This window comes from Aeromonas sp. YN13HZO-058, from assembly GCF_001921245.1.
Taxonomy (GTDB): Bacteria; Pseudomonadota; Gammaproteobacteria; order Enterobacterales; family Aeromonadaceae; genus Aeromonas; species Aeromonas allosaccharophila.
In genome coordinates this window covers 121,890-139,350 of the sequence record NZ_MQSY01000022.1, presented here as the reverse complement: position 1 = coordinate 139,350, position 17,461 = coordinate 121,890, and the positions used below count along the sequence as shown (strand labels likewise).

The following is a 17,461-nucleotide window of genomic DNA, read 5'->3' as shown; positions in this document are numbered from 1 at the left end:
TCAGACTCCGCTCAAGCCGACTCGGGTGATCTGCACCACCATCTCGACAATCTTCTTGGCCTGCTCCATACCACTGCCGATTGCTTTGCACTCCTGGAACATACGCGGCAGCAACTGCTTGCGAATACCCGCCTCGATGTTCTGCGGGTTGATGGAGTGCTCGGCCACCGATGCATCCACGACCGTATCGATCTCAAAGGCCAGCTTTATCCACTTCTCCTGTACCTGGCTGTCGGTAATGGCGAACACCTCCGGCAGTACCTTTTTGAACACCCCAAAGTAGGCCTGCGCGTGACGATGACCGGCAAAGGCGTCAGGAATGTCACTCAGACGCCGCTCCTGCACCTGCTCTTCGAACTCCCGAAACAGCATGTACTGCTTGAGCGGGTGCTCGAACAGCTTCTCAGCTTCCTCGATGGCCTGGCGCAGTAACTTGGAGAAGGCTTCCTGAGCGTAGGGGTCGTCGCGTAGCTCCTGCTCGATCATGCGGGTGACGCGAGTCTTGATGATGTCGGTCTCGTTGCGGGTCTTGTTCTCGTTCCACTCTTCTGGCTGCTTTTGGCCCATCTTGCCGACTTCATAGAAGCCGCCCGGCTCTTTAACCTCCACCCCGACCACATGCTTATCCAGCAGCTTCTTCACCTGCTCGGCATATTCGTCGTAGTCCACCTTCTCGCCTGCATCCTGCTGCACCAGTTGGCGCAGGCTGGAGAGTTGTTTCACCGTCTCCTTGTAGTGACGGCGATCCGCCTCGCTAAAGGCACTGTCCTCGAAGAAAGAGGCCGACTGCAACGCCACTTTCAGGCAACTGGCAAACGCCGTGAGCGCCTCGTAGAAGTCTTCTCGCACCTTGAGGTTCACATCCACCAGTTCGCCGTCCAGTTCCTCCATCTTGGGCACCAGCACTTGACGCAGTTGCTCGATATCCTGCTTGTTCTTCACCCCGGCGAAAATGTTCCACAGGGTCTGGTAGAGCTGAGGCAGCCGCTTATATTCGGTGCCCATCTGGTTGTAGAGACCTTTGAGGTCGTCAACGTCATAGCCGCCCTGGGTGCGGGAAGCGAGATCCTGATACTTGCCGATGGTGGTATCCAGCTCGGATAAGATGCCGCGATAGTCGATAAGCAGACCGAACTGCTTCTTCGGGTGCAGCCGGTTGACCCGCGCAATCGCCTGGATCAGGTTGTGCTCTTTGAGTGGCTTGTCGATATAGAGCACGGTGTTCTTTGGTTCATCGAAGCCGGTCAACAGCTTGTCCACCACGACCAGCAACTTGAGGGGGTCATTTTCATCGGCAAAACGCTCGATAAGCGCCTTGGAATACACCTGCTCATCCTGAGTGCCGACATTCTCCTTCCACCACTGAGTGACCAGCGGGGTGGTTGATTCATCGACCTCGGTGTTGCCTTCACGACTGTCGGGCGGGCTCATCACCACCGCCGACTCGAACAGCCCCGCCTCGTCGAGGTACTTTTTATAGAGCACCGCCGATGCCTTGCTATCGCAGGCCAGCTGGCCCTTGAGCCCCTCGACAATGTGGTTTGAAAAGTGACTGGCGATATCGAACGCAATCAGCTTGATGCGATCTTCCGCGCTGTAGATCTCGCCCTTGCGGGCAAATTTGCGTTTCAGATCGGCCTGCTGCTGCTCGTTTAACCCCAGGGTGATACGCTCAAACCAGCTGTCGATGGCCCGCTCGTTGACCTCCAGATCGGGGATGCGCTCCTCATAGAGCAGCGGCGTCACCGTTTTGTCCTCGACCGCCCGCTGCATGGTGTAGGCATGGACGATGGGGCCAAACTTATTGGTGGTCTTGTCATCCTTGAGAAGCGGCGTGCCGGTAAAAGCCACAAACGCGGCGTTGGGCAATGCCAGCTTCATGCGGACATGGTTCTCGCCCCCCTGGCTGCGGTGGCCCTCATCGATCAGCACGATGAGATCCGGGCTCTTGTTGATGCACTCCGGCAACTTGGTCGCTGAGTTGAACTTCTGAATAAGCGAGAAGATGATCCGCTCGCTGCCCTTACCGATCTGCTCGGCCAGCCGCTTGCCCGAGGTAGCCATGGCCGCCTCTTTATCTTTCTTGCCCGCGAGTTCACCGCTGGAGGCAAAGGTCTTGCTGAGCTGGCTCTCCAGATCCACCCGGTCGGTCACCACCAGCAGGCGACACTGTTTCAAACTATCGTGCAGGATCAGCGCCTTGCTGAGGAACACCATGGTGAACGACTTGCCCGAACCAGTGGTGTGCCAGATCACCCCACCTTCTCTCCCGCCATCGGGGCGTTTCTGGTTGATACGCTCGATCAACCGCTTGATGCCAAACACCTGCTGGTAGCGGGCGACTATCTTGCCCGCCTTCTTGTCAAACAGGGTGAACAGGCGGGTCATCTCCAGCAGCCGATCCGGGGAGAGCAGGCTGATGAGCAGCCGATCCTGATCGCTGACAGCCAGCTCACCCGCCGTAACCAGCGACTGATACCAGTCCAGGTCGGCGGTGGAACGGTGGCTAAACAGGGCGGAGAGTTGTTCGGATGAGAGCGGCTGATTCTTGATGGCCGTCATCTCGCCATCACCGATGTCCTCCTCACGCCAGGCGGCCCAGAACTTCTCTGGCGTACCGCAGGTGCCATATCGCCCCTCGATGCCATTGATGGAGAGCAACAACTGGCTGTAGGCAAACAGCAGCGGGACCTCGTCCGGGCGCTGGTTGCGCAGGCTCTGGGAGATCCCCTCGTTGATGGTCGGCCCTTTCTTGGCATTGCCATCGGGGCGCTTGGCCTCGATCACCACCAGGGGCAAGCCATTGACGAAGCAGACGATATCCGGGCGGCGAGCCTCGATACCTGCCGAACGCATCACCCGAAACTCTTCGGTGAAGGTGAAGCGGTTATTGTGCGGGTTGTGCCAGTCAATCAGGGGGATGGTGGGGCTCACCTTCTTGCCATCAACAAACTCGGTGACGGATATGCCATAGAGCAAGTGGTTATAGAGCCGCTCGTTGGCCGCCTGCAACCCTTCATTCAGGGCCGGGCTGCACAGTTCGCTCACCAGATTGTCCACCGATTTGGCCGACAGTGGATAGGTCTTGCCCGCAAACACAAAGGTGCGCTCGGCCAGCACGCTGCGCAGTTGTTGGCGCAGCACCACCTGATCGAACTTGTTATCCCGTGCCGCCAGCGCCTGTTCAGGGGAGAGGAAAGACCAGCCCAGCTGGGTCAGCAGGGTCAGAGCCGGGATCTTGGCGCTGTACTCTTCTTGAAATTTTGGGGTCGGTTGTGTCATTGCTCGCCCTTCTTTTGGCCTGGCGGCTGCCATTTCAGCAGCGCAGCAATATCCTGTTCCCCCTGCTGCTCTTTTAATTGCCGCTGTTGCTTGGCATAACGCGCATATTCGGCTTGCGCTTTGTTTTCTGCTTGTTGCTTGCTGATATGCCCTGCCCCCGCGAGGATGTCGCGGTCGTTGAACGTCAAGAATTGGTCCAACTTGCTCTGCCAATCTTGCAGGAATATCTGCTGGCGTCGCTCGGCCTGATCTTCGGCAAAATCCAGCCACATGACGACGATGCGGTTCAGAGCCCTGATTTCACTCTCTGTCAGATAGTTTTTGGCGTTAGTGATATCAGCCTTGCGCACCTCTGATCCCTTAAAGGTCGTCAGACCCATATTGGGTTTATCGGCATCGGCCCGCTGATGAATAAGCTCGGCAGCGGTGAGGCCGGAACAGGCATAGTGCAACTTGTTTTGGATTACCTGAAAGAAGCGGGTGGTCTCCTTGAAAGAGGGCTGATAGTCAGCCGCCAGCGCAAAGATCTCGCGTACCCGCAGATAGACGCGCCGTTCGCTGGCTCGGATGTCCCGGATCCGCTCCAGCAGTTCGTCGAAGTAATCCGGCGCCATCGACGTGCCGACCGGTGGATTTTTCAGGCGCTCGTCATCCATCACGAAGCCCTTGGTCAGATATTCACCCAAAGTGCGGGTGGCCCACTGCCGAAATTGGGTGCCACGGGCCCCGCGCACCCGATAGCCGATGGCGATGATCATGGGCAAGGCATAAAGCAGAGTCAGATACTCCTTTCCATCGGCGGCAGGTGTAAACTTGCGGTTTACAACTGCCCCCTCAGCCAGCTCCCCTTCTGACAAAATGGCCTTCGCATGTTTGCCGATATTCTGCTTGCTGGTCTGGTACAGCTCGGCCATCTCCTGCTGGGTTAACCAAATTTGGCCCCCCAACTCGCGCAGTATCAGTTGCGACTGGCCATCATCAGTGGTGTAGAGGATCAGATCGTTTTCGTTCATCCCTTGATCTCCGTTCAATGCAAACAGCACTGCTTGAACTTCTTGCCGCTGCCACAGGGGCAGGGGTCATTGCGCCCGATCTTGGGGGCCGCTCTAACCGGCAGGGTTACTGGTGTGAGTGCAGGTGCGGCTATCGGCGCTGTGTTTGGCCCCCGTTGGGCGAGAAAATAGGCGTGCAATTTCAACGCGGCAGGGCCCACTTCGGCCACGCTCTGCTGATGTTCCGGCAGCGACAGGCTGGCAAGCAGTGGCAATTGGTCATCGCTGCCATGCAGGCGGATCACCTCAAGGGCGCGGCCCAACGCCTCTGGCAAGGCTGGCCAGTTCCCCAGCGCCATGCCACGCAGATAGCCAAAGCACCAATCTTCGGCGTTGCAGATCTCCTGCCCTTCGACATAGTTGGCCATCAGCACCGGGATAAAGTGCTCGGGCTGATAACAGAGGGTGTGGGCCAGAATATTCATATGGCCCATGATAAGGTCCAGCGCCCGTTTCATCTCCCGCTCGGAAGACCGCTCAGGGGGCATGCCACCCCAGAGTGCCGGCCACCACTGGCTGGGTGGCACCAGCTCGGGGCTGGAGAGCACTGCGGTCAGAAAGCCGTCGAGTGCCGACAGACTCTGCATCGAGTCGTCGTTGCCATGGTCCATCAGCCGCTTCTCCAGCCATTCCACTTCGGCTTCGGTCATGGGGTGAAGAGTCACTTTTTTCATGCGGCCACTTCCACCTTGACTCGCCGTTTGCCGGTCAGCAGTTGTTGCATCAGGGCTCTTTTCTCCTGCTTTAGGGCGTCGAGCTTTTGTTGCAAAGCAGAGATTTCCTGATCGGCAGTGGAAAGTACGGCGGCGATTTTTTGTTGTTCTTCCCTGTTTGGAAAAGGGATAACAAGGCGAGAATAAATCGAAATCCAATGTCGCTGGTGCCCCCCAACAGCAAAATCCAGTAACTGCATCGCCTCGTACACGTATTTTATTGAGACACCATCTTTGGCGGTCAAAATCTTCATTGCACTAGATTTAGCCTTGAATGGAAACTCTACAAATTTACTATCCGTCGTAAAATCGTCGAAAATAATAACTGGTAATTTTTCCGAAAAAACACCTGACTCTTCATTCGTATACCCCAGAATGAAGGTTTTCCCTGCGGTGAGAACAGGCGTTGTGTATTCATCCCTGTACTCTGTGCTTTCTACCAAGAATGGAGTCGGCTGTTGGTAGTCCAACAGATCGTCTAGTTCAACACGTCTCCACTCCCCACTAAACCTAACTCCATTGTTATCCAGCAGGCGCTTTTTGCCGGTGAGCAGTTGTTGCATCAGCGCCTTTTTCTGCTGCTGGCTATTGGCCAGCAGTTGCTCGGTGGTGCTGATCGCCTTATCCCAAGTGGAGAGAATTTTGGCGATTTTCTTTTGTTCTGGGAGTGGTGGAACAGGTAACTTAATTCCTTTTATGATGCCAACAGTCAATTGAGGCTGCGCAGATCCAAAGGATGCAGCATCGATCTGCTTTGCAACAATGGACGATCGACATAGAGCATAAAGAAATCTTGCTGAAAGTTCCGATTGGGAGGAGTCAATCACTACCATGCCTGAGTTAATGCGCATCACATCATATGGAACCGAGTCATCAAAATACGCAAATTGACCAACACTACCTCTGGTGGTAAGTACGATATTGCCTCGTTCAACCCGACCTTTCCTAAGTTTTTGGTCTTTATCCTTATTGATGAACTGCAATTCATCGAACAGAAAGCCTGATTTAGTAACGTTTTTAGCACTCAAAAACAAACAATATCCAGCTTCCAAAAAGTCAGTGGATTTTGGGTATTCTTTACCCCTGTCTCCATCAATAACCTTTATCTTTGCATCATCAATAGTCGTAGAAAGCCATCCTTTAGGCACCATAACCGAGCTCCTCCAGATACTTGGCCATCTCGGTTTCCAGCTCGGCTAGTTGGGTTTTCAGTTGTTCGCGCTCGGCTCGCACCGCCAGCAGATCGATCTCGGCTTCCTCCTCGAAGGTATCCACATAGCGGGGGATATTGAGGTTGTAGTCGTTCTCCTTGATCTCTTTGAGCGAGGCAAGGTAGGCGTATTTATCGACATTGCCGCCGTTGCGATAGGTAGCGACAATCTTGGCGATATTGTCCGCGCTCAGCAGGTTCTGGTTTTTACCCGCCTTGAACTCACGGCTGGCGTCGATAAACAGCACATTGTCGTCCACCTTCTGCTTTTTAAAGATCAGAATGGCGGCGGGGATACCGGTGCCATAAAAGAGCTTCTCTGGCAGGCCGATCACCGCATCGAGCAGGTTCTCGTCGATCAGCTGCTGACGGATCTTGCCCTCGCTCGACCCCCGGAACAGCACGCCGTGGGGCACCACGACCCCCATGCGACCACTCTTGGGTTTGAGGGTCTCAATCATATGGAGGATAAAGGCGAAATCCCCCTTGGTTTTGGGCGGCAGCCCGCGCTTGAAGCGACCGAACTTATCGTTCCCCGCTTCCTCATAACCCCATTTATCCAGCGAAAAGGGTGGGTTGGCGGTCACGATATCAAAGCGCATCAGATCACCGTTTTTATCCAGCAACTTGGGGTTGCGGATGGTGTCGCCCCACTCAATCTTGTGGTTGTCTTCCCCGTGCAGGAACATGTTCATCTTGGCCAACGACCAGGTAGAGCCGATGGCCTCCTGCCCATAGAGGGCGTAGTGCTTCTCGCCATGGTTTGCCACCACCTTGCGGCCGCACTTCATCAACAGTGACCCCGAGCCACAGGCCGGATCGCAAATGGTGTCGCCCGGCATCGGCTCCAGCAGCTCGGCAATGAGATCGGAGACTTCGGGCGGGGTATAGAACTCACCCGCCTTCTGGCCGCCGCTGGCGGCGAAGTTTTTGATAAGGTACTCATAGGCGTTGCCGATCACATCCAGGGTGCCGACCCGACTCGGTTTGAGGTTGAGCTCATCCTTGGCAAAGTCTTCCATCAGATGGCGCAGTATGGTGTTCTTCTGTTTCTCTTCGCCGAGGCGGTCGGTATTGAAGCTGATGTCCTGAAACACGCTCTTGCCCGCGTCTTTGAGCTTGGTGCCATTGGCCTCTTCGATGGCGTGCAGCGCCTGATCGATCCGCTCGCCGTTGCCCGGCTCGTGACGACGCTCGAACAGGCTGTAGAAGCTGGCCTGTTTGGGCAGCACGAAACGCTCGTTTTTGAGCATCTCTTCAATGAGCTCCGGCTCATCGCCATATTCGGCCTTGTAGCCATCGTAGTGATCCTGCCAGACATCGGAGATGTATTTCAGGAACAGCATGGTGAGCACGAAGTCTTTATAGGTATCAGGGCTGACAGTGCCGCGAAAGGTATCACAGGCAGACCAGAGGGCCTTGTTGATATCGTCCTGGTTTATCGAGGTAGTCATAAGTCACAATTCCTTGGGTATTTCTTGGAAAAATGGGCTGCTCAGCAAAACTATTTCGGTTGCTGATCGGATTGTTCGAGCAGGCTGGCAGCGATGGCCTGCATCATCTGCTCGCCGTTGCGTTGCAGTTGTTGCGTCAGACGTCGCTCTTCACGCAGGATGTTGACCATCTTCATGATGGCTACTTGTCTCGCAAGAGATGGGATGCCGATGGGGGTCTCCGCCAACACCTGACGACGAATACTTTTGGCAGCGCTGCCTTCGGCGTGAAGCTCGAAGTAGCGCTGGCAAGGGGACTGATTGAGCTGCCAGGCCAGAAATTCGGGACTGAGCGCCTCGCTATGCAACCGCACCACATAGAAGTGAGGGGCGGCTACGGCGGGCAATGGTGCAAGCCCGGTATCAACCAGCACGGCATAGTTAGTGCTGCCACGGGCCGCCACCAAGATATCGCCGGTTTGCAGCCAGTCAGGCTCCTTCTTGCTGGTAGGCTCAGAACGAAGGCAGGCAGACCAGTCAACCCCCCCTTCTGGCGAGGCATCTCTCATCTGCACCACGGCCATGCTGCCGGAATCGATCTCCGGGATCTTGCCGCGATAGGGGTGCCCAGCACTGATGGTGGCAATATGGTTCAGCTTCACAAAAAATCTCTTCATCGTTAATGATGCAGTTACAGTGTGTCGCATCTGACGCTATTGAGTCAATATCAACGCCCATTATTTTTGCATCAATAGGAATGATGCTTTTATGTGTGCCATTGACAAGAGGCAGACCCTGACCTGCCTGAAAGATCCAACCGAGATCATTTTGTAATTTAATTACAGTTAATCACCGCAAAAAATAAAAAGGCCCTGCTGTTGCAGGGCCGTTGAGTTTCCAACTCAATTGTCGGTTTCCAACTTAATTGTCCGTGATCAACAACGCAGTGAATTGCCACAACCTATGTGGTTGACATTTAATTAATTTTCTATATAAAAGCACAATAAGTCTCATAGCAATTACCTGAGACAATTACATAGCTTTTATAGCTGCCGATAATTGCGTAAGTTATTGAAATTGAAGGTTATATTTGTGCTGCAACATGTGAGAATGAGGGTTCGAATCCCTCCCTCACCGCCAAATTGCAAAGCCCTGATGGAAACATCAGGGCTTTTTGCTTTCTAGCGCAATCTCAACGTGGTTACTTATATAGGAATGCGAAGCGTTGTTTTTGATAGCTCATCTGGCTGAGCCGATTGACCAATCGCAGTGGCCAAGCTGGTGGTTGCCTCTTTTAAAGTTTCCGCCGAATTTAGTAAAAGGGCCTCTCGCAAGAGAGGCCCTTTTAATTACTCGCTGATTTCTCTTGATTGGTGTTTATAAGGCATTCCATGGTGAGATAGGTTAATGCTCCACAGGCTGCGGATCCGGGGGCAGGTTCAGCTGGCTGGTGATGGTGTCGTAGAGGTGGGGGTAGTTATCGTCAAAATGATGTCCTCCCGGTAGGGTGACGTTGGTGACGTTGGGTTGGTTGAGACGGGGGCAGAGGCGATCTCCGTCGTCATCATCGGCACCTTGCAGGCAGAGCATCGGCAGATCGCGGATGGTCTTCACCTGCGGCTCGGTCGGATAGCTGCGCGCCTTGTGGGTCAGCATGTCGCTGACGTGGATCTCGAAATCCGAGCTGGTGGAGGGGGAGAGCATCACGGCCCCGACCAGTCCCTGACGATAGTGCTCCGGCAACCGGTTGATGAGGAAGGGGACAATCTCGGCACCAAACGAGAAACCGACCAGCAGCCAGCGGGGGCGCTGCCAGCGCGCCTGATAATCATCGAGGATCCGCTCCAGATCGGCGGTCACCTGCTCCGGGGTTTTCTTCTTCCAGTAGTAGGTGAGGGAGCTCCAGCCCACGACCGGTATGCCGTGTAGCTGAAACTGGGCGCTCAACCCCTTGTCGAGGGCCGCCCATCCGCCATCGCCGCTGAGAAAGATCACCATGGGGGCGTCGGATGGCTGCTTGACCGGCAGCTCAATCAGGCTCAGGTCATTCTTGACCGGGGCGGCGTGCGCCGCAAAAGATGAAACGGGCAGTACGAGACTGAGTAACAGCAATATCAGGGCTCTCATTGGCCATGCTCCTATTTCTTGATCAGCCCCAGCGGGCCGCGGCTAATCAGGGTGATCAGGTGAGTCAGGGTTCTGGGCAGTACCAGCTTGCTGCTGCAGAGCAGGTAGCGGGGTTCCCAGCGGGGCGAAAATTTCTCCTTGTAGCGTCTGAGCCCCTGGAAGTTGTAAAAGCGGCTGCCACGCACAAACAGGGTATTGCCAAGGCGGGCCCAGTAGCTGTTGAGCGGGTGATCGTTGAAGCCGGACATGGGGGCCATCCCCAGATTGAAGCTGGCGTACCCTTGCGCCTTGCCCCACAGCAGCAGCTCGACAAAGAGAAAATCCATGATGGGGGCAGTGCCGGTATCTAGGCTGTAGCGCATCAGATCGATGGAGAGCGTCTCCTTGTTGTCGCTCACCCAGAGGTTGGCAAAGCCGACGATCTGCCCCTCGTGCCACACCAGCGCAGCCGGGCTCAAGGTCAGGTAGTCAGGCTCGAAACGGCCGACCGAGAAGCCCTTCTCCTTGCCCATCTTGCTCTGCAGCCAGCTATCGGAGACGGTCTGCAATCTGGGCAGCAGGGGGGCCACGGCACTTGCCTCGACCACCTCGAAGGTCAATCCTTCCCGTTTGCCCTTGGCGTGGCTCTGGCGCAGGTTGCGCAGCCGGCTGCCCGCTAGATCGAAGGTAGCCAGATCGACCATCGCCTCTTCACCGAGCTTGAAGGGGATCAGCCCCAGCTCCAAATAGAACGGAAGATAGCGGGCCGAGACCTGATAAAAGACCGGATTGGCGTCGTGCTCGTCGCACCGCTCGCGAAATTGCCAGAGCAGCTCTTCGATCTGCTCGGGGCGGCCGACGGGATCCCCCATCACAATCCAGCTGTTGCCCTCGATGCCATACATCAGGAAGGCGTCGCCGGCGGGATGGAACAGCAGGGACTTGTCCTGCAGCTGGGCCAGATAGCCGTGGATCCCCCCTTCGCGCAGTACCAGCTCGTGGGCGCGCGCCAGCGTCTCTTTGTCCGGCTTTTCACCGACCACGCGCAGCGGCGCAAGCAGCTGGGTAACCCCGGCCACGGCCAGCACGGCTACCACGCTCCCCATGGCGCGCAGGCCGCGGGCCGCCCCGCCGTGGGGTGAGAAGTGGAACCAGAGGGCGTGGTCATACTCCACCTGACGATAGGAGAAGAGCAGCAGCCACAGCGCCCCCAGCAGCACGGCGCCGACCGAGATGAGCCAGCCCGGGGTGTATTGGGGATAGAGCAGCGACCCCTTGCGATAGAAGAGAGAACGACAAGGGGTCATGATCAGCAGAAAGCTGCCAAGCAGCAGGGCTGACTCCCAGTCGCCCCCCTTGAGCAGGGAGAAGGCGATCCCCAGTGCCAGCAGTAGCTGAGTGATGCGAAATGCGGCGTCGTGACGGCGATAGAGGCTGCGCGCCAGCAGGATCAGGAGGATACCGCTCACGCTGCCGAGCACGTGGGAGAGCTCCAGCAGATGGAGCGGCAGCACCTGCAACCACACTTCGATGCGACTGCGCATGGTCGGGGTCATCCCCGAACAGAGCAGCAGGCTGCCGGCGGCGAAGGTGCCCATGCTGATCAGGGCGGGCAGAAATTCGCGTACTGCGCTCATCAGCCCCTGTAGCCGCTGCCAGCGCGCCTTCTGCTGCAACATCTCCTGACTGGCAAAGAGCAGCAGGGCGCATAGGAAAGGCAGTAGGTAATAGATGCAGCGGTAGATCAGCAGCGAGGCGAGCAGCTTGTCGGCCGGCAAGTAGTGGGCCAGCAGCAGGCTCATGCTCGCTTCGAACACGCCGATCCCGCCCGGCACGTGGGCCAGCACCCCGAGGAAACTGGCCAGCACGAAGGCACTGAGCAGCACGGGGTAGGGAACGCTATCTGCAGGCAACAGCACAAACAGCACGGCGGCAGCGGCCATCCAGTCCGCCAGGGCGACCAGCAGTTGCAACAGGCGTATCCGAAAGCCCGGCAGGGTCAGGGTGTGTTTCCGCCAGGATAGACTGGGGGCGGGCCAGCAGAGATAGCAGGCCACCAACAGTAGTGCCATGACGCCCGCCAGCCTGAGCAGGGTATCTGCCCACAGCGGCCAGTCAGGCAACAGTTGTGTCACATCGCAGGTCAGTAGGGCGCCACCTCCCCACGCCAGCAGGCCGAGGAAGAAGGTGATGGAGCAGAACAGCACCACGCGGGCCACTTCTCCGGTGGTGAGCCCCAGTGCGGAGTAGAGGCGATAGCGTACCGAGGTGCCGGTCAGCAGGGCAAATCCCAGGGTATTGGAGAAGGTGTAGGCAATAAAGGAGGTGATGCTGACCTGTTGCCAGGGAAGGCGCTTGCCCAGCGCATGGAGCGCCAGCATGTCATAGCTGCAGAGACAACCATAACTGAGCAGGGTCAGCAACAGGGCGCCCGCCAGTTGCGGCAGGGGTTGGGACCAGATGGCCACACGAATATCGTGCCAGTGCCATGCCTGGGTAAGGTGATACAGCACGGTCAGTGCGGTGCCGAGCAGCAGCAAGCTGCACAAGGGGCCGAGCCATTTAAGCAGATGACGCCACATGCCATGTTCCTGTGGTCATTGACCGTTTCCCGCAAAGGGGGAGCCGGGTCGTGGATCCGGTTTGGACGAGGGAGGCGCTCGTCAGGAAAATTTCGGGAAGAGATGGAAAGGGAGGCGTCAGCCTCCCTCTGTGCTATCCAGTGACCGGTTGGATCACTTGGTTTTCGGCGCGACTTTGACGGCAGGGGTCTTGGCGTGGGTGGCTTTATGGTGTTTTTTCACCACCTTGGTCTGGGTCGCCTGCGGTGTGGCGGTCTTGGTCGGGGTGGCCGCCATGGTGAAACCGGAGGTGAGAGCGAAGACGGCTGCCAGGGTCAGGGGAATAATTTTTTTCATGTTCAATTTCCTTATTCGGGTTGATGTTATGGAGCGTTCTCCATGACAGTCATCCTATGACGGTTGCGGCGGCCCTTCAGTGAGCGGTTGGTGACGGTTTGTATCCAAATGTACAGGGAGGGTGAGGCAAAAGCGGGCTCCCTTGCCGGCGGGAAGCAATGCCACATCACCGCCATGGTGGAGCGCTATGCTGCGCACAATGGCCAGCCCCAACCCGGTGCCGCCGGTGCGACGATCCCGGCTCTGATCAAGGCGCACGAACGGCTCGAAGATCTGGGGTGCCAGCGCCGGATCGATCCCCGGCCCATCGTCGCTCACCTCCAGCAGATAGTTCTCCTGCAGCCGCGAGATGGAGAGGGTAACCTCGCTCTCGGCGTAGCGCAGGGCATTGCCGATCAGGTTCTCCACCGCGCGCGTCAGCAGACGCTGATCGCCGCACCAGGGCATGTAGCTTGGCGACAGCTCGAGGGTGAGCCTCTTCTCGGGTGCCAGCGCCTGCCAGTCGCCAAGATGCGCTTGTGTCCAGTGACTGAGCTCCAGCTCGTCCTGTTGCAACGGCAGCTCGGGTCTATCCAGTCTGGCGTAGGTGAGCATCTCTTCGATCAGAGCGTCCAGCGCCCCCAGATCCCGTTCCAGCGCCAACTGCTCCTGCTCGGCAGGGGCAGGATCGAGCATGGCAAGCCGATAGCGCAACCGGACCAGCGGGGTGCGCAACTCGTGGGCGATGGCATCGGTCAGCTGCTTGCGGCTGGCAATCATGGCCTGCAATTGGGTCGCCATTTGATCGAAGGTGCGTCCCACCCGGGCCAGACTGCTGCCCGGTGGCAGATTGGTTCGGCAGGAGAGATCCCCATCGCCCACGCGACGTGCGGTCTGCTCCAACTGCTGCAAGCCTCGCCAGTGGGGACGCAACCACAGCAGGATCGGCAGGCCGAGGGAGAGGCCGATCACCAGCAGCAGTCCCACATCGACCCAGTGCAGCTCGTGCAGGTAGGAGAGATAGGGAACCGGGCCGACAATCAGCACCCGATCGGTATCGGGGATGCGCTGCAGGAAGGTGTCATCCTCCTCGACGATGACAATGTTGCCGGCGGCCAGAAAGGCCTGATCCTCGCTGGCCAGGGGCTGGCGTGTCAGCTCGCCGATCTTGAGGGGGAGGGTAAACTGACTGCTCTGCTCGGCCAGTCGAGCTGGCCAGCGCTCTGGCGGGGTTCTTGCCAACTCGCCGGTCAACAGGCCAAGAGAGCCTTGCATCATGCGTTCGAGATAGCGATCACCCGCCCGTTCGGCGGTCACCTGATAGACCACGCCAACCAGCAGGATGGCCAGGGTGAAGCAGCCGATCAGCAACAGATAGAACTGGATAAAGAGACGGCGCATGGCGGTGCTCCCGAAAGAGGGTTATTCCCAGGCATGGGGGACGAAGAGGTAACCTTTCTGACGCACCGTCTTGATCCGGGTCGGGTTGTCGGGGTTATCACCCAGTTTTCGGCGCAGGCGGGAGATGGCCACATCCATGCTGCGATCCTGACCGTCATACTCCCGGCCGCGCAGGCTGCGAAAGAGGGCTTCCCGACTCAATATTTGGCCCGCGTGGCAGGCGAGCTCCCACAGCAGATCAAAGTCTGCGGTCGAGAGGGCAATGCTCTCGCCATCGAGCCGCACATCTCGTCCCGGGCCATCTACCCGCAGCCGACCAAATTGCAGCTGCTGGGGAGCACTGCTGGCGGCGGCAGGTTGGGTTGATGTTTGCTGGTGCTGGCGAAACTGCACCCGCAACCGGGCCAGCAGCACCGGCGGCGGCGTCGTTTTGAGGATGTAGTCGTTGGCACCCAGCTCCAGACTCAGGATCTGGTTCATGTCGCTGTCCAGCGAGGTGAGCATCACAATGGGGCCGTCGAAGCGCGGCCGCAGATCCCGACAGAGGGACATGCCATCTTGCCCCGGCAGCATGATATCGAGCAGCACCAGATCGGGCTGTTCGGTCTCGACCCGGGCCAGCGCCATGTCCCCTCGGGGCTCGAGGATCACCTCCATATCGTGGCGACCGAGCCAACTGCTGATGAGCTGGCCAATCTCGGGATCATCTTCGACAAAAAGAATGCGTTGCATAGAAAAGCTCCAACGGGAAGCAGGAGAGAAGAAGAGCGATCAGCATATCAATGGTGCTTGGGAAATACAGAAAAAGAACCGGGCAGGCTGATGTGCGGGGAGCGTGGCAGTGTGTATCGACGGGGGGCTACGAATCGTGACAAATGGGCGGAGCCGCGTTTATCGATCTGAAGGATGGCCTTGCAGACAAGGCAAGGCGCTGTTGTGAGCAAACGTGCGCAAAAACAAAAAAACCGGCCAAGGCCGGTTTTTTTGTGGTGCAGACCAGAAGGTCACTGCACCAGGTCGATTGACATCGCCTTGCGGCAATTATCGACAGAATAATGGGGTGGCTGATGGGGCTCGAACCCACGACAACCGGAATCACAATCCGGGACTCTACCAACTGAGCTACAGCCACCACTGAAATCTTCATCAACGCTCGCCAATCCAAAAGGAAGGGGAGAATCAATGGCGCGCCCTGCAGGATTCGAACCTGCGACCCACGGCTTAGAAGGCCGTTGCTCTATCCGACTGAGCTAAGGGCGCTCTGTATCAACACGTCTTGACGACGAGTCGATGAACATGGTCGGTGATAAAGGATTCGAACCTTTGACCCTCTGGTCCCAAACCAGATGCGCTACCGGACTGCGCTAATCACCGAAAATACCTGACCAGCATAGCGACAAGCGTCGTACTGGGCAACGGGCGGGCATCATAGCCAAGCGTACGGGCCAGCGTCAACGTATTTTTCCCCCAGTAAATTCAAGTGCCTACTTATTGCCCGCTACAGGCCTGGCGTGCGTCTGCCGCTAACACCCCGGCTAAAAAAATGCGACAATGCGCGGCAGTTGAACACATGGTGAGTGGAGAACGATGTCTGCCAAAATCATAGATGGAAAACAGGTTGCGCAAACGATTCGCAGCCAGGTCGCGGCGCAGGTCCAACAGCGGTTGGCGGCAGGAAAACGGGCTCCTGGGCTGGCAGTCATTCTGGTGGGGGCGGATCCCGCTTCTCAGGTCTATGTCGGCAGCAAACGCCGGGCGTGTGAGGAGGTGGGGTTTCTCTCCCGCTCCTATGACCTGAGTGCAACCGCCAGTCAGGAAGATCTGCTGGCGCTGATCGACCAGTTGAATGCAGATAGCCACGTAGATGGCATTCTGGTTCAGTTGCCGTTGCCGGATCACTTCGATACCACTCAGGTGCTGGAGCGGATCCAGCCTGACAAGGATGTTGACGGTTTCCACCCCTATAACGTTGGCCGTCTGGCCCAACGTATTCCGGCGCTGCGCCCCTGCACCCCGAAAGGGATCATGACGCTGATCGAGACCACCGGCGTGAAGACGCACGGTCTGCATGCGGTCGTGGTGGGGGCCTCCAACATAGTGGGGCGTCCCATGACCCTCGAATTGCTGCTTGCGGGTTGCACCACAACGACTTGTCACCGCTTTACCCGGGATCTGGAAGATCAGGTACGCCGTGCCGATCTGTTGGTGGTTGCGGTCGGCAAGCCCAACTTCATTCCGGGCGAGTGGATCAAACCGGGGGCGTTGGTAATCGATGTGGGCATCAACCGCCTGGCTGATGGCTCGCTGGTCGGGGATGTGGAGTTTGAGACGGCGCGCAGCCATGCCTCCTTCATTACCCCGGTACCCGGTGGCGTGGGCCCGATGACGGTAGCCAGCCTGATGGAAAATACCCTGATCGCCTGCAGTGAATATCACGACTGATCATCGCTGGTGATAACCCTGTGATCCCGTGAGGAGGCAGGACGCGCCAGAAATCTGACAATAAAAAACCGGTTGCTCAAAGAGGAACCGGTTTTTTATTTATCCAACGGGTGTTATTTACATATTTTGTGCTTCGTTTGGCACAATCACAGAAGCGTGATTTCCTTTCGGCCCCTGTTGCAGTTCAAAATTGACGGCCTGACCCGCTTTCAGGGTCTTGTAGCCCTCCATTTGAATCGTGGAGTAGTGAGCGAAGATATCCTCACCGCCCCCTTCCGGACAGATAAACCCAAATCCTTTTGCGTTGTTAAACCACTTAACTGTGCCGGTTGCCATACTTCTACATCCTTTTATTGATTACCCAGAAGTCGTTGAGTAACCTGCGCCAGCCCTTTATAACTAGGGACATAAGCCCGTAGCAGACGGGCACAGATTAGCAAGTAACCAATCTAGTCCAACTTTTGAGCGAGTCAAGAAGTTGTTAACAGCTGATGTGATCTGGTTAACAAGTCTATTGACAACCTTGTGTTAGACGGTAGTAATCTAGAGGTACCAAAGCGCGATTATGAGCAAGCAGAAAGAACTCTTTGCTAATGAAGAGATTGCAGAAGCAGAGAAAACCAAGCTGCAGCCGCCACCCATGTATAAGGTTGTGTTAAACAACGATGATTACACGCCGATGGAGTTTGTGGTGGAGGTGCTGCAAAAGTTCTTTGGTATGGATTTGGACAAGGCGACTCAGGTCATGCTGAGTGTGCATTATAGTGGTAAGGGTGTCTGCGGCATGTTTACTGCAGAGATCGCCGAAACCAAGGTTGTCCAGGTCAACACCTATGCACGTAACAATGAACATCCACTGCTCTGTACTATGGAAAAGGTTTGAATCTGATGACTTGATGGCGAGTGTGACACCACATTGTAGCTG

At 56.8% G+C, this 17,461-nt stretch carries 14 protein-coding genes and 3 tRNA genes; 2 read left to right on the top strand and 15 right to left on the bottom strand.

Translation table 11 applies throughout. The annotated features are described in order from the left end of the window. The 14 genes from BSP75_RS04950 to BSP75_RS04885 form a co-directional block, all read right to left on the bottom strand. A complete protein-coding gene (locus BSP75_RS04950) occupies nt 1-3,282 on the bottom strand; it encodes a type I restriction endonuclease subunit R (protein ID WP_075112419.1) in 3,282 nt (1,093 codons plus the stop codon). Next, nucleotides 3,279-4,295, bottom strand: coding sequence for a RhuM family protein (rhuM, locus tag BSP75_RS04945; protein WP_075112418.1), 1,017 nt, complete (start codon nt 4,293-4,295; stop codon nt 3,279-3,281). Before rhuM ends, BSP75_RS04950 begins: the two co-directional genes overlap by 4 nt. Before the next feature lie 14 nt (nt 4,296-4,309). Then, complete coding sequence (locus BSP75_RS04940) at nt 4,310-5,008, bottom strand: UPF0149 family protein (RefSeq protein ID WP_075112417.1); 699 nt, start codon at nt 5,006-5,008, stop codon at nt 4,310-4,312. Then, nucleotides 5,005-6,198 carry a restriction endonuclease subunit S gene (locus BSP75_RS21895; protein ID WP_075112416.1) on the bottom strand — a complete coding sequence of 398 codons (1,194 nt, stop codon included), beginning with the start codon at nt 6,196-6,198 and terminating at the stop codon, nt 5,005-5,007. Before BSP75_RS21895 ends, BSP75_RS04940 begins: the two co-directional genes overlap by 4 nt. Next, entirely contained in the window at nt 6,188-7,711 is a 1,524-nt protein-coding gene (locus BSP75_RS04930; RefSeq protein ID WP_005344794.1) for a type I restriction-modification system subunit M, read from the bottom strand. Before BSP75_RS04930 ends, BSP75_RS21895 begins: the two co-directional genes overlap by 11 nt. Before the next feature lie 50 nt (nt 7,712-7,761). Continuing rightward, nucleotides 7,762-8,352: a restriction endonuclease subunit S gene (locus BSP75_RS04925; RefSeq protein ID WP_232099076.1), complete on the bottom strand. Its 591-nt coding sequence runs from the start codon at nt 8,350-8,352 to the stop codon at nt 7,762-7,764. Nucleotides 8,353-9,094: 742 nt separating this feature from the next. After that, on the bottom strand, nt 9,095-9,817 hold the full coding sequence (locus BSP75_RS04920) for an AcvB/VirJ family lysyl-phosphatidylglycerol hydrolase (protein WP_075112415.1): 723 nt from the start codon (nt 9,815-9,817) through the stop codon (nt 9,095-9,097). 11 nt (nt 9,818-9,828) lie between these two features. Next, on the bottom strand, nt 9,829-12,378 hold the full coding sequence (gene mprF, locus BSP75_RS04915) for a bifunctional lysylphosphatidylglycerol flippase/synthetase MprF (RefSeq protein WP_075112414.1): 2,550 nt from the start codon (nt 12,376-12,378) through the stop codon (nt 9,829-9,831). Between the two features lie 153 nt (nt 12,379-12,531). Then, entirely contained in the window at nt 12,532-12,714 is a 183-nt protein-coding gene (locus tag BSP75_RS04910; protein ID WP_005337116.1) for a hypothetical protein, read from the bottom strand. Nucleotides 12,715-12,768: 54 nt separating this feature from the next. Next, nucleotides 12,769-14,094 carry a two-component system sensor histidine kinase RstB gene (gene rstB, locus BSP75_RS04905; protein WP_075112413.1) on the bottom strand — a complete coding sequence of 442 codons (1,326 nt, stop codon included), beginning with the start codon at nt 14,092-14,094 and terminating at the stop codon, nt 12,769-12,771. Nucleotides 14,095-14,115: 21 nt separating this feature from the next. Continuing rightward, nucleotides 14,116-14,826, bottom strand: a complete 711-nt coding sequence (gene rstA, locus BSP75_RS04900; protein WP_075112412.1) for a two-component system response regulator RstA — start codon at nt 14,824-14,826, stop codon at nt 14,116-14,118. Nucleotides 14,827-15,150: 324 nt separating this feature from the next. After that, nucleotides 15,151-15,226, bottom strand: a tRNA-His gene (locus BSP75_RS04895). Nucleotides 15,227-15,277: 51 nt separating this feature from the next. Next, nucleotides 15,278-15,354: transfer RNA gene (locus BSP75_RS04890), tRNA-Arg, on the bottom strand. 37 nt (nt 15,355-15,391) lie between these two features. Continuing rightward, nucleotides 15,392-15,468 (bottom strand) — tRNA-Pro (locus tag BSP75_RS04885). Nucleotides 15,469-15,681: 213 nt separating this feature from the next. Here BSP75_RS04885 and folD point away from each other — a divergent pair. Further along, entirely contained in the window at nt 15,682-16,536 is an 855-nt protein-coding gene (gene folD, locus BSP75_RS04880) for a bifunctional methylenetetrahydrofolate dehydrogenase/methenyltetrahydrofolate cyclohydrolase FolD (RefSeq protein WP_075112411.1), read from the top strand. A gap of 117 nt (nt 16,537-16,653) precedes the next feature. Here the strand turns inward: folD and cspD are convergent, their stop codons facing one another. Then, nucleotides 16,654-16,872 carry a cold shock-like protein CspD gene (cspD, locus tag BSP75_RS04875; RefSeq protein ID WP_005300025.1) on the bottom strand — a complete coding sequence of 73 codons (219 nt, stop codon included), beginning with the start codon at nt 16,870-16,872 and terminating at the stop codon, nt 16,654-16,656. A gap of 229 nt (nt 16,873-17,101) precedes the next feature. On the opposite strand from cspD, the gene clpS reads away from it, so the two are divergent. Next, a complete protein-coding gene (clpS, locus tag BSP75_RS04870) occupies nt 17,102-17,419 on the top strand; it encodes an ATP-dependent Clp protease adapter ClpS (protein ID WP_075112410.1) in 318 nt (105 codons plus the stop codon). Nucleotides 17,420-17,461: the final 42 nt, after the last annotated feature.

Coding starts and splice junctions, on each gene's coding strand:
- BSP75_RS04950 (WP_075112419.1), bottom strand. CDS start 3,282: ATGACACAACCGACCCCAAAATTTCAAGAAGAGTACAGCGCCAAGATC.
- rhuM (WP_075112418.1), bottom strand. CDS start 4,295: ATGAACGAAAACGATCTGATCCTCTACACCACTGATGATGGCCAGTCG.
- BSP75_RS04940 (WP_075112417.1), bottom strand. CDS start 5,008: ATGAAAAAAGTGACTCTTCACCCCATGACCGAAGCCGAAGTGGAATGG.
- BSP75_RS21895 (WP_075112416.1), bottom strand. CDS start 6,198: ATGGTGCCTAAAGGATGGCTTTCTACGACTATTGATGATGCAAAGATA.
- BSP75_RS04930 (WP_005344794.1), bottom strand. CDS start 7,711: ATGACTACCTCGATAAACCAGGACGATATCAACAAGGCCCTCTGGTCT.
- BSP75_RS04920 (WP_075112415.1), bottom strand. CDS start 9,817: ATGAGAGCCCTGATATTGCTGTTACTCAGTCTCGTACTGCCCGTTTCA.
- mprF (WP_075112414.1), bottom strand. CDS start 12,378: ATGTGGCGTCATCTGCTTAAATGGCTCGGCCCCTTGTGCAGCTTGCTG.
- BSP75_RS04910 (WP_005337116.1), bottom strand. CDS start 12,714: ATGAAAAAAATTATTCCCCTGACCCTGGCAGCCGTCTTCGCTCTCACC.
- rstB (WP_075112413.1), bottom strand. CDS start 14,094: ATGCGCCGTCTCTTTATCCAGTTCTATCTGTTGCTGATCGGCTGCTTC.
- rstA (WP_075112412.1), bottom strand. CDS start 14,826: ATGCAACGCATTCTTTTTGTCGAAGATGATCCCGAGATTGGCCAGCTC.
- folD (WP_075112411.1), top strand. CDS start 15,682: ATGTCTGCCAAAATCATAGATGGAAAACAGGTTGCGCAAACGATTCGC.
- cspD (WP_005300025.1), bottom strand. CDS start 16,872: ATGGCAACCGGCACAGTTAAGTGGTTTAACAACGCAAAAGGATTTGGG.
- clpS (WP_075112410.1), top strand. CDS start 17,102: ATGAGCAAGCAGAAAGAACTCTTTGCTAATGAAGAGATTGCAGAAGCA.